We start from the raw sequence: 11,682 nt of genomic DNA, 5'->3' as shown, positions 1-11,682 counted from the left end.
TTCGCTAGAACTGCGCCATGCCCTGGTCGACCGACAAACGGGTGGCGGTCACATAGCGCGACTCGTCGGAGGCCAGCCAACACACCGCGGCGGCAACGTCTTCCGGCTCGCAGGCCCATTGCGGCAGGAACGGGGTCCCCATGTTGTTCAGCGTGGGGTTGGTCTCGATCGCGGCGAACAGCGCGGCAATCATGTCGCCACCGCCCATCGGAGTGTTGACCGGACCGGGATGCACGCTGTTGACCCTGATGTCGTGCTTGCCCAGCTCCGCGGCGAAGGCCCGGGCCATCCCTGTGACGGCATGCTTGCTAGCGGTGTAGTGCACCATGTAGGGCTGCACCTTGACACCGGCGTAGGAGCTGATCAGGATGATCGACCCGCCCCGACCCCCGTCGATGATCCGCTGCGCGCCCGCCATCACCGTGTTCCACGTGCCAGTCACGTTGACGTCGATGATGTCGCGAAACGACTCGGGCGTGATCTCGTTCCACGGCGCCGGGACACATATTCCGGCGTTGGCCACGATGACGTCCAGCCGGCCGTAGGCCTCGACGCCCTCGTCGACGGCCGTCCGCAGCGCATCCAGATCGCGGATGTCCGCGGCGGTAGCCATGATTCGGCCACCTGTCGCTTTCACCATCTCCACCGTCTCGGCGAAGTCATCGGCGGTGGCCGACGGGTAGCGCACTGAGTCAGGTAATGGGCCCGCCAGGTCGACGGCGATGATGTCGGCCCCTTCTTCGGCCATCCGCACCGCGTGTGCACGGCCCTGTCCCCTTGCGGCGCCGGTAATGAAGGCCACCTTCCCCGCGAGCCGGCCCGTCATCGGTCTGACCCTGCGGTCGCCGAGTCGACGTCCAGGGCCAGCGGCCCCTCGCGCACTGCGGTGCCCAACAGTCCCAGCTCCACACCCGCCTCGGCCGCCGCCTCACGGCACGCCGAGATGTCCTTCCGCAGGAACGGCCCCGCCAGTTCTTCGAAACGATCCATCCCGCCGATGCGATGGGCGTGGGCGGCCACATGGCTCCCGGCGCTGCACACCTGCAGGGTGGACAGCAACACACTCGGGTCGACACCTAGCCGAACGCCCAGATGCGTTGCTGCACAGAGAAGTTGAGCATTGGCTGCGAATAGAAGATTGTTGATCAACTTGAGCGCCAACGCGCTGCCCAGTGCGCCGGTCGCCACCACCGGGTCGGCATATGCGGCCAGGATCGGCGTCACCGATGCGACGGCATCACTCGGCCCGCCGATCAACACGGTCAGCGTGCCCGCATCGATGTTCTCGACGGTGCCACTGACCGGCGCGTCGAGGACGATCGGCGCCGCGGCAGAACTGTCCCGCAACGCCTCGAGGGTGGACAGTGTGCCGGTCGTGTGAGAGACGAACACCGCACCCGGCTTCGCATTGGCGATGAAACCGCCCGCGCCGAGGCCAGTTTCGCGCAGTTGCGCGTCGGAGAAGAGGCACGAGATGAGGACGTCGCTCCCGCGCGCGAGGTCGGCCACCGAAGCGGCCGCCACCGCGCCTTTCGCCTCCAAACGCCGGCGAATCTCCTCGCGGCGGGCGTACACCGAGACATCGTGGCCGGCGCCGAGCAATCGCTTGACCATCGGCTCGCCGAGTTGTCCGGCGCCGAGGAATCCGACGGTGTTGGGCATTGTGCTTTCCTATGGGTCGACGGCCTCAGCCCCACGTCAGGTTCAGTGAATCCACGCCGAACACCTGACCGCCATGCTCGATAGCCTCGCCAACGAGTTGGTAATCCGGAATGCGCTTGTGCCACTCCTCCAGCACCACCGCCAGCTCTTGCCGGGCGAGATGCGAACCCAAGCACCGGTGCGGGCCGCCGCCGAAGGACAGGTGACGTGTGACGCCGCGGTCGAAGTCGACCGTGCGGGCATTGGTGTAGGCCGATTCGTCCCGGCCTGCGAACGCCAGCGAGAACGACGCCATGTCGCCCGCCTTGACCGGGCACCCGTGGAAGTCCATGTCCCGGGTCGCCTTTCGCGCGGTCTGCACGATCGGATAAACCCGAAGCAGTTCCTCCACGGCCCTCGGAATGAGTTGCGGTTCGGCGACGATCCGGGCGCGGTCGGCCGGATGGGTGGCCAGATGCAGCATTGCGTACGACAGCTGGTTGGAGACCGTGTCGAGCCCGGCCATGAACAACAGCAGCAGGCAGTTGAGCAGCTCCAGGTCGTTGATCGGTTCGCCGTCGATGGCCCAGTCGATGGCCTTGCTAACGATGTCGTCGGCATCCGGGTCACGGTTCTCGCGCCGCTGCTGAATCAGGCCCGAGAAGTAGCCCATCACATGCGTCATGCCTTCGAGCCGGGCCGCGTTGACTTCCTCACCCACCCCGCTCTGATGCAGGATCATGTCCTCCCATGCCAGGAACTTCTCGAGATCCTCCACGGGCATGCCCATGATCGTCAGGAAGACCGTCGACGGGAAGACGCGCGAGATCCGCGCAACGAAGTCGCACCCAACCTCGCCCGCGACCTGGTCGATCAGTTCCGCGGCCAACTTCTGCTGCGCGTCGCGCAGGCCCTTGACGCGACCCGGTGAGAAGTACTCGGCCAGCACATGGCGCCACTTGGCATGGTCGGGCGGGTCGATCATGATCGGGATCCACTTGTACGGCGGCTCCGGTTCCGTCGGCACGATGACGCTGCTGGACCAGAGCTCCGGGTGCTGGAGTCCGTCCAGGATCACGGAGTTGTCGGTGAACACCCAGTAATCAATGCCGGCCTCGGTGTTGCGGAAGACCGGCCGGGCCTCGTCCTGACACTCATCCAGCAGATGGAAGTGCGCTAGCGCCGGCGACTCCGGAGTGTTCATCTCGATATTCTTCACGGGACATGTTGCCGTTGGCTGGTTCTGGATCATGACGTCCTTCCGTACCGCCGAGAACGAGCGCGATTACAGGCACGCGCGGCTCGCATATTACGACAGTCCACTGTCAATCTAGCGCGGATTGCTACGACGGATCCAAAGCGGAATCGTCGAACTAGGTTAACTATGTCGGGAGGCGAACGCAATACTCCTCGACATCCGCCCGGACCGTCAACGGACGGCGAAGCCGGCGTCGAGCGGCCAGGCGGTGCCGGTGATGAACTTCGCCTCTTCGGACACCAGGAACGCCACCGCGTTGGCGATGTCCTCCGGCATCAGGATCTGGGTCGGCAGCGCGTTCTGCATCGCCGCGACCGCGGTGTCGTTGGCTTCCAGCAGCTTGCCCATGGTCTCGTTCATCACCATTCCGGTGGCGACACCGGTCGGATGGATGGTGTTGACGCGGATGGAGTACTGCGCGAACTCGTTCGCCCACACCTGCATCAATCCGACTAGCCCGCGCTTGGCCGCGGTGTATGCCTGACCGCCAGCCCGATCCGTGCCGGTGCCCTTGAGTCCCGCACTCGACGACGTCAGCACGATCGATCCGCCGCGTCCACCGTCGATGAGGGATGGGATAGCCGCTTCCACGGTGTTCCACACGCCGATGAGGTTGACATCGATGATGTCGCGAAAGGTCTGCCGTCGGTCGCCACCAGGGCCCAGTCGAATGACGCCGGCGTTTGCGATCACGACGTCGAGGCGGCCGAACTCGGCGAGCCCGTCTGCCACCACCTGCTCGACGGCGTCGGCGTCACGCACGTCGGCCTGCCGGGCCACGACGCGTCTACCTTCCTTCTCGACGAGCTTGACGGTCTCGTCGAGATCCTCCGGACTGGCGTTGGGATAGTCGATGGAGTCGATATCGCGGCAGATGTCGAGTGCGATGATGTCCGCGCCGTCCGCCGCAAGTCGGACCGCATGTGCGCGACCCTGGCCGCGGGCCGCTCCGGTGATGAAGGCGACTTTGCCGTTCAGATTACCCATGGGCCTTTGCTCCTCAGCATCTATCCAGTCACGCTGCCCGTGTGAATGCGGGCTTGCCGCAGGCCTTCCTGCGGATCGTCGACGTCGACGTCCCAGTCACCGCACGAGCACGTACAACGGAAATGACCATTGACGGGCAGGATCGCCTGACCGTCACACGATCCGCCGGTGTTGGCAATGCTGCTGAGGAACTCCAGGGGCTTTTCGTGGAGAGCGCTGTCATCGGACACGGCGTTACTCCTCGCCCCGAGCGCCGACGCGAAAGACAGGCAGCAGCCAGCCGTCGGCGATCGGCGAGAAGTCAACGTGGACAGGCATTCCTATCGTGACGTCAGCGGGTGCGACGTCGACGATGTTGGAGACCAGTCGCGCACCGGGCGCGTCGGGCAGGTCGAGGACCGCGGGCACCAACAACAGATCGGGCATACCCGGGAAGCCGTGCACGACGGCGAAGCTGTAGACGACCGCCTGGCCGCTGAGTTCGACCCAGTTCACCGCGTTTGATTGGCAATTGGGGCAGAACGGTGTCGGGGGCAGCCGGAAGGTCTGACAGTCGCCGCACTGCGGGGCCACCAACCGCCGCTCCTTCGCGGCGATCCAGAACGGCTCGGTGTCCTTGTTGACCGCGATCCGCACGTGTTCGCCCGGGATGGTGGTGGCCAGGGTGACCGCGGCGGTGCTCATGCGGCGCGTCCCAGAATCAGCCCGCTCACGGGCAGGCTTGCCGGCCCGCCGGTGACCAGAGCGAGTTCGGCGTCGCGGACCTGGTTGATGGCGGTGCCGCGCATCTGCTCGACTCCTTCCATGATGTGGGTCATCCCGATGATGTAGGCTTCGGAGAGCTGACCGCCGTGGGTGTTGACCGGAATCGAGCCACCGTCGTAGCGAATCGCTCCGCTTTCGACGAACGCGCCGCCCTCCCCCTTGCCGCAGAATCCGTAGTCCTCGAGTTGCATGAGCACCATCGGGCTGAAGTGGTCATAGAGCAGGGCGACGTCGATGTCGGCGGCGCTGATAGCGGCCTGCTCGTAGAGCCGCTTGGCGATGGGCGCATTGCCCGAGGAGGCGAAGTATTCGTCGGGCATGCCCATCCAGGCGAACGCCCTGCCCCAGTCGCGGACGCCGCCGTGGGCGGCGGCAACCACCGGCACCGGCGGTTGCCGCAGATCCCTGGCCCTGTCCATGCTGGTGGTGATGACTGCGACGGCGCCGTCGGTCTCTTGACAGAAGTCGTAGAGACACAAAGGTTCTGCGATCATCCGCGCATTGAAGTAGTCGTCCAACGTCAGCGGTTGGCGATGCATGGCCTTTGGGCGATTCAACGCGTTGGCCCGCGTGGAGAGTGCGATCTCGGCGAACGCCTCGCGGCGCGTGCCGTAGAGGTGCATGTGCCTGCGCGCCAGCACCGACATCAACTGACCGGGCCCGAACAGGCCGGATGGTTGGAGGAACGAGTTGATCGGATCGGGGTCCATGGCCGAAAACACCGAGCCCAGGCGTTGTTTGGACTGTTGCAGCGCCATCACCGTCACCACCACCGAGGCGTCCCCGGCGACGATGGCCGCCCGCGCCAGGCCGATCGCGCCCGCGGAGCCGCCGCCGCCGGAGGTCAGTGCGGCGGTGAACCGGACTTCCGGAATGCCAAGCGTTTCCATGAAGTCGGCGGTGTCCATCTTCTCCGTGTAGCCCGCGCTGGCGCCTGAGTAGTAGGCGAACCCGTCGACGTCGGTGACGGGAAGGCCGGCGTCCTCGCACGCCGCCAGGATGGCCTCGCCGGCCAACTCGGTGATCGACTTCGGTAATGACCCGCCGCGCTTGTAATAGGGCGTGGCACCGACACCCACAATCGCAACGTCGCGCAGTCCAGACGAAGTAGCCACGCGCTCAGAACTTTTCGGCCGGGATGGGCGGCACGTCGGGGAACAGTTCATAGAACGTGCCCTGGGTAATGCGCAGCCGGGTCTCGTCGCTCACCCCGTCGAACAGTCCCTTCAGGGTGTCCTGGGTGTGCCCGAAGGTGCCTTCCATGTGCGGGTAGTCGCTGCCGAACATCACGTTCTTGTAGCCCATGTGCTCGTAAGCGGCGACGGCGGTCTCGTCGTGCTGGAATGACGCATAAACCTGGCTGTAGAGAATCTCCTTCGGACTACGATTCAGCTTGGGCCGCACCGCCATATGGTGCTGGCGATAGCCCTCGACCATCCGGTCGCCAAGGAACGGCACCCAGGTGGCGCCACCTTCGGAGATCAGCACCCGGAGGTCAGGGTGGCGGTCTAAGGCACCGGAGGCGACCATCTTCATCGCCGCCCGCTGACCGGAGAACGTGGTCTCGGCGTAATTCATCACGGCCCCGCCCGGACCGCGGTACACCATGCCCGCCCCGCCGCTCGCGCCACCGACCGTCATGTCGACCGGATCGGTGCCGATGTGGAACGCGATCACCATGCCGGCTTCCTCGGCTGCCGCCCAGAACGGTTCCCACTCCTTGCGGTGCCAGTCCGGAGCGCTCGGATGCGGTGTGGTCGGCAAGAACACCGCCTTGAAGCCTTCGCTTGCGGCCCAATGCAATTCCTCGACGGCGTCCTCGACGATCAGTGTCGACACCTGGGCGGTCACCACATAGCGCGGCGACACCGCGCAGATCTCCTCGAGCGCCCACTCGTTGCTGGCGCGCATGCATGCCTTGAGTAGTTCAGGGGTGCGAAATGTCGAGGCCCACATGCCCAGCGACGGGAAGATGACCTCACCCCAGACACCCTCCTTGTCCAAGTCCCCCAACCGTGCCTTGGCGTCGCGGATGCCTTGCGGCTTCATGCTTTCCTCGATGAAGGCCTCCATCGCCGACGACGGCAGCTTGCGCCGAAAGATCTGTCCGTCGACCGAAACGGTCTCGTACTCGCCATCGGGATCCTTTTCAGCGTGGGGCGTCAGGTCGGCGAGCGCCTTCGGCAACCGGGACTGCCACAGGTCGTCGGGTTCCAGGAAGTGCGAGTCACCCGAATTCGTCCAGATCATGCTCATTGGCCCTCCGCGGTCCGGTTGCTCACCCGAATGATGCCAGCCGAACTGCCAGAAGTCCAGACTTTCTAATGCATAGCCATTATTATTTGGCCCAAGGTGCGACGCCGGTAAGACTGAGGCGGACTGGAGGAGGCCCATGGCGGAGCTGCGAACTGAGTCGGCCGCGGGCGCGCGGAGGCGCAACGCGTCGGGCGAATCGACCCGGGTGATGTTGATGGAGGTCGCAGAGCGGCTGTTCGCCACCCGGGGTATCGAGGCCGTTACGCTGCGGGAGATTCAGCAGGCCGCCGGGCAGTCCAACACCTCGGTGATTCGCTACCACTTCGGCTCCCGCGACGGCCTGATCCGGGCGCTGATCTCCTACCGCCAAGCGTCACTGGGAGCCGATCGCCGGGAAATGCTCATGAGCATGCGGGAGCAAGGCAAGGAGGCGGATCCCCGCGCGGTGGTGTGGCTGCTGGCGCGCCCGCTGGCGAACAGCATCGCCGCAGGCGAGATGTTCGCGCCGTTCCTGGCGCGGCTGGTGGAGGATCCACGAGCCCGCAGCCGATACTGGCCCGACCACGTCGACGACGATTGGACGCAGGAGAAGCTGGAGGAACTGGTCGACGCCGCGCTGCAAGACCTGCCTGGGCGCATCCGGCGCGGCCGAACCTTCCAGCTGTATGTCAGCTTGATCAATACCCTTGCCGCGGCGGCGCGTTCGGGTCACGGGCTCAGCGAGGCACAGCTGCACAATTACGTCGACACCTGGGTCGGCATGCTGACCGCTCCGGTGTCGTACGAGACGCGCGCGCTGATCGCCGACGACGACGACTGATCCGTCAGCTGCCGCCCACGATCTCCTTCGCCCTGAGATCGGCGATCGTGGCGTCATGCAGCCCCATTTCGCGCAGCACCGCATCGGTGTGCTGCCCGATGGTGCATCCCGCGTCGGCTCGAGTGCGTGAGCGGGAGAACCGGCACAGCGGGGCGAGCCGGCGGTGCTCTTCGAAGATCGGGCTGTAGGCGTCCACGGCATAGCCCGCCTCGTAGTACGGATCGGTCTGCAGCACCAACTCGGAATTGGCCTCCACCACCTCGACGCAGCCGACGTCCTGGGCGGACAGTTCGTGCTCCCACTCCAACCTGGTCTTGTTGGCGAACACGGTTGTCAGAACGGAGATCAGCTCGTCGTCGTGCGCCGCGCGAGATTCGGCATCGGTAAAGCGCTCGTCGGCGTGCAAGTCGACGTAGGGCGACATCGCCTTCGTCAGCGCCGGCCATTCGCGCGGCAACGGTGCGGCGAGAAAGACGTAACCGTCTGCCGCGCGGTACATCCGGTACAAGGCATTCATGCCGAAGAATTGTTCGTCGGCTGCTGCCTCGGCGGGACGGGACGCATAGCTTGCGCTGTAGGCGATCATCGCCTGCTGCGCGGTGGCGAGCATCGAGGTGACCACGTTGGACATCGGTCGTCCCATCCGCTTGGCGTACAGCGCGACCAGCAGCGCAGAACCGACACCGTGCGCGGCGATGCCGTCAGATTGCACTGCGGGCACAGCCCCGCCCGCGTGCAGTTTGACCGCTCGGCGGTGCAGGTCATCCAAGTCGGTGGCCGGCTCGCCCGTGTCGTGGCTGTCGACCAGCGCCAGCCCGGATGCCGCACCGACCGACGGCGCGTAGGCGGCGCGGTGCGCGAAGGGTCCGTCGACCCCGTAACCTGAGGTCGTCACGAACGCCAAGTCCGGGTTGACCGCCCGCAGCGACGCCTCGTCGATCTTCGCCCGCTCGGCGACCTTGCCACGGAAGCACTGCAGCACGATGTCGGAGCGCTTGGCCAGTTCGTACACCAGCTCAAGGCCTTCGGGCTTGGTGAAGTCAATCGCGACGCTTTCCTTGCCCTGCAACACTTTTGCGCCGCCCGCCTCGGGGAACGCGACCAGATTGCGGATGTTGTCGCCTTCCAGCGGCTCGACCTTGATGACGCGAGCGCCCAGGTCGGCCAGCAGGGTCGCGCCGTACGGTCCCGCGAACATGCTGCCGAACTCCAGCACCGTCACGCCCGTCAGCGGCGGTGCGTCGTGGTCCGCGTGCCGTGCGGGTAGTGCGGCCCTGCGCATTTGGCCGAGCTGCTCGAAGGTGACCGAGTCGTTGTGCTCGCCGACTCGCGGAGCCGGCCGAAGCGGGGTCAACGGCTTGCCGTCAGCGTGAATGAGGGTCGACGGCTGCCGTACCGGCCCGAGATCGGGATCGATCACGGTCGCGGCGCGGCCTTCGTGAGCGGTTTGCGGGTGATCCAGTGATTCCTCAGGAGTTCGGAACAGTTCGCCGCTCAGGTCAAGGTTTTCTGTCATGGCCCGCTGCCATTCGGCGAGCGTGCGTGCCCCCACCCGCTCGATCATCATGTCCCACCACTCGGTGCGAAGTTCGGGGGTCGGCAGCATCGGAAAACCCTGCCACTTCGGGTCCGCGAGCTCCCCCAGCAGGTCCAGTTCAGTCAGCCAAGCGCCGATCAACTTGGGCGACACCTGAGCGAACTGTAGCCAGCGACCGTCCTTCGTCGGACAGACGAGGAGTGCGTAGATTAGGTAGGCCTGGGGCCGGCCCTGGTCGTCGTAGGCGGCGTCCATCGGTTCGAAGGCGCCCGGATACCGTTCCAGCACCATCTCGTAAAACCAGTTGTACGGATCCATCGAACCCATGCCGGTCACCAGATTGGTCTCGACGGTTTGGCCGCGCCCACTGCTCTCCCGCTCAAGGAGCGCGGCAAGCACGCCCTGAACAGCGGCGTGGGCGGCGCCCCAAGAGGCATAGGCGAAGGTGGTGTACGCCGGTCCCGGCCTCGTGGTCAGTCCGCGCTTTTCGTGCATGACACCCGTCTTCGCCATCACCAGGGCCTCCCAGCCCTTGTAGTCGCGAAACGGCCCGGTCGATCCCCAGCCCGTGATCGTCGCCACGACGAGTCGCGGGTAGGCCTCCGATAATGCGTCGGGGGTAAGTCCGATGCGCTCGGCCGTGGTCGGCCGCATGGTGTTAATCATGACGTCGGCGCGGCGCAGCAAAGCACGCAGACGCTCCAGATCAGCCTCGTCATGCAGGTCCAATGTCACGCTGAGCTTGCCACGCAGCAGGGCGGGCCAGCCCGCGAGCTCGCGCAGCGGACTACCGTCGAGCGGCTCGACCATGGTCACCTCGGCACCGCAGTCGGCGAGGAACTGCGTCGCCTGCGCTCCGGGCAGCGTTGTCGATAGGTCGACCACCACGAGACCAGCCAGTGGACCGCCCGACGCCGTACCGACTTCCGGCATGTTCGCTCCTAGGGTGTGCTGGCAGGTCTCGTTCGACGTGTTGTGACGCACGCCACGCCAGCATCGCAGCGACCAAGATTAATGTCAATGCATTAGTCTTGCCGCGTGAGTACGGCGACATGATCGCCGCACTGCGCAATTTCCTCGACCATGTGGCAGCGGCCGCTCCGGACGCGGCGACCACAGTGGACCTCACACAGGACCTGAACGGGTGGGCCAACCGGGTGGCCCAGTTTGCAGTACCTGAGCGCAGGCAGATCTTCGCCCGCCGGCTTGATCTGCCCGGCCGCGGACAAACCATGTCCCCCAACTTCATTCCGCTCGGCGGCGACCACCAGAGCGTGCACGGGGTGGTGACATTCGGCCGCTATTTCCTCGGCGGTGGTGGCGCGGTGCACGGCGGGGCCATCCCGCTGCTATTCGATGAGGTGCTCGGCCGGCTGGCCAGTAGCGGCGACCGGGCACCTGCGCGAACCGCCTACTTGCACACCGACTACCGATCGATCACGCCGATCGGCGAGGAGCTCGCGGTGCGCGCCTGGTTCGTCAGCGAGCAAGGACGTAAGCGGATTCTGCGGGCGACGATCACTCACGGTGACACTCTGTGCGCCGAAGCAGAGGGACTGTTCATCGTCCTGCGACCCGACCAGCCCTGAGCCGTCCGCTCAGCGCACCGCGAATCCGGCATCTAGCGGCCACGCCACCCCGGTGATGAATTTCGCCTCGTCGGAGACCAGCCACGCCACTGCGCCGGCGATGTCCTCGGGCATCAGGATCTGAATCGGCAGCGCATTCTGCATGGCGGCCACTGCCGTGTCGTTGGCCTCGAGCAGCTTGCCCATGGTTTCGTTCATCACCATGCCGGTCGCCACGCCGGTCGGGTGGATGGTATTGACCCGAATCCAATACTGCGCCAACTCATTCGCCCACACCTGCATGAGCCCGACCAGTCCCCGCTTGGCGGCGGTGTAAGCCTGTCCGCCTGCCCGGTCGGTACCGGTGCCCTTCAATCCCGCACTGGAACTCGTCAGCACGATGGATCCGCCGCGGCCGCCGTCGATGAGGGCGGGGATAGCGGCCTCGACGGTGTTCCAGACCCCGATGAGGTTCACGTCGACGATGTCGCGGAAGATCTGGCTGCGGTCTCCCTCGCCGCCGAGTCTGATGATGCCGGCGTTGGCCAGGACGATGTCGAGACGGCCGAACTCGCGGACGCCTTCGTTGACGGCCTGTTTTAAGGCGTCGGCGTCGCGGACGTCGGCTTGGTGGGCAATGATCCGCCGACCTTGGTTCTCAACGAGCTTGATGGTTTCATCGAGATCGTCGGGCGTGGCGTTGGGGTAGTCCATCGAGTCGATGTCGCGGCAGATGTCCACGGCCACGATGTCGGCGCCTTCGGCGGCGAGCCGAACGGCATGGGCGCGGCCCTGCCCTCGCGCCGCGCCGGTGATGAACGCCACCCGTCCGTCGTGTCTTCCCATAGCT

Annotated in this window: 12 protein-coding genes; 2 read left to right on the top strand and 10 right to left on the bottom strand. The window is 65.7% G+C overall.

Annotated features, from left to right (window positions below; translation table 11 throughout):
• Positions 1-4: 4 nt before the first annotated feature.
• From AWC17_RS09860 to AWC17_RS09825, 8 genes are all read right to left on the bottom strand, one after another.
• Entirely contained in the window at positions 5-826 is an 822-nt protein-coding gene (locus AWC17_RS09860) for a mycofactocin-coupled SDR family oxidoreductase (RefSeq protein ID WP_014379538.1), read from the bottom strand.
• Entirely contained in the window at positions 823-1,662 is an 840-nt protein-coding gene (locus AWC17_RS09855; RefSeq protein WP_047322060.1) for an NAD(P)-dependent oxidoreductase, read from the bottom strand. Before AWC17_RS09855 ends, AWC17_RS09860 begins: the two co-directional genes overlap by 4 nt.
• A gap of 25 nt (positions 1,663-1,687) precedes the next feature.
• Positions 1,688-2,845 (bottom strand): cytochrome P450, encoded by a 1,158-nt coding sequence (locus AWC17_RS09850; RefSeq protein WP_047322061.1) that lies wholly within the window; start codon positions 2,843-2,845, stop codon positions 1,688-1,690.
• Between the two features lie 225 nt (positions 2,846-3,070).
• A complete protein-coding gene (locus AWC17_RS09845; RefSeq protein WP_047322062.1) occupies positions 3,071-3,886 on the bottom strand; it encodes a mycofactocin-coupled SDR family oxidoreductase in 816 nt (271 codons plus the stop codon).
• Between the two features lie 20 nt (positions 3,887-3,906).
• On the bottom strand, positions 3,907-4,116 hold the full coding sequence (locus AWC17_RS09840; RefSeq protein WP_047322063.1) for a hypothetical protein: 210 nt from the start codon (positions 4,114-4,116) through the stop codon (positions 3,907-3,909).
• 4 nt (positions 4,117-4,120) lie between these two features.
• Entirely contained in the window at positions 4,121-4,570 is a 450-nt protein-coding gene (locus tag AWC17_RS09835) for a Zn-ribbon domain-containing OB-fold protein (RefSeq protein WP_047322064.1), read from the bottom strand.
• A complete protein-coding gene (locus AWC17_RS09830) occupies positions 4,567-5,766 on the bottom strand; it encodes a thiolase C-terminal domain-containing protein (RefSeq protein WP_047322065.1) in 1,200 nt (399 codons plus the stop codon). Before AWC17_RS09830 ends, AWC17_RS09835 begins: the two co-directional genes overlap by 4 nt.
• Before the next feature lie 4 nt (positions 5,767-5,770).
• Positions 5,771-6,907 (bottom strand): amidohydrolase family protein, encoded by a 1,137-nt coding sequence (locus tag AWC17_RS09825; RefSeq protein WP_047322066.1) that lies wholly within the window; start codon positions 6,905-6,907, stop codon positions 5,771-5,773.
• A gap of 136 nt (positions 6,908-7,043) precedes the next feature.
• Between AWC17_RS09825 and AWC17_RS09820 the strand changes: the two genes are divergently transcribed.
• The gene (locus tag AWC17_RS09820; RefSeq protein ID WP_011724933.1) at positions 7,044-7,727 is read left to right on the top strand and encodes a TetR/AcrR family transcriptional regulator; all 684 of its coding nucleotides are present in this window, start codon (positions 7,044-7,046) and stop codon (positions 7,725-7,727) included.
• Positions 7,728-7,731: 4 nt separating this feature from the next.
• Here the strand turns inward: AWC17_RS09820 and AWC17_RS09815 are convergent, their stop codons facing one another.
• A complete protein-coding gene (locus tag AWC17_RS09815) occupies positions 7,732-10,197 on the bottom strand; it encodes a CaiB/BaiF CoA transferase family protein (RefSeq protein ID WP_033722642.1) in 2,466 nt (821 codons plus the stop codon).
• A gap of 98 nt (positions 10,198-10,295) precedes the next feature.
• Here AWC17_RS09815 and AWC17_RS09810 point away from each other — a divergent pair, with 98 nt between their 5' ends.
• Positions 10,296-10,853: a PaaI family thioesterase gene (locus AWC17_RS09810; RefSeq protein ID WP_231614139.1), complete on the top strand. Its 558-nt coding sequence runs from the start codon at positions 10,296-10,298 to the stop codon at positions 10,851-10,853.
• A gap of 9 nt (positions 10,854-10,862) precedes the next feature.
• On the opposite strand, the gene AWC17_RS09805 is transcribed toward AWC17_RS09810, so the two are convergent.
• Positions 10,863-11,678 carry a mycofactocin-coupled SDR family oxidoreductase gene (locus tag AWC17_RS09805; RefSeq protein ID WP_009953837.1) on the bottom strand — a complete coding sequence of 272 codons (816 nt, stop codon included), beginning with the start codon at positions 11,676-11,678 and terminating at the stop codon, positions 10,863-10,865.
• Positions 11,679-11,682 lie beyond the last annotated feature (4 nt).

It is taken from the genome of Mycobacterium nebraskense (assembly GCF_002102255.1).
GTDB lineage: Bacteria > Actinomycetota > Actinomycetes > Mycobacteriales > Mycobacteriaceae > Mycobacterium > Mycobacterium nebraskense.
Note: the sequence above shows the minus strand (reverse complement) of the source record. Positions and strands in the feature narration are given on the sequence as shown.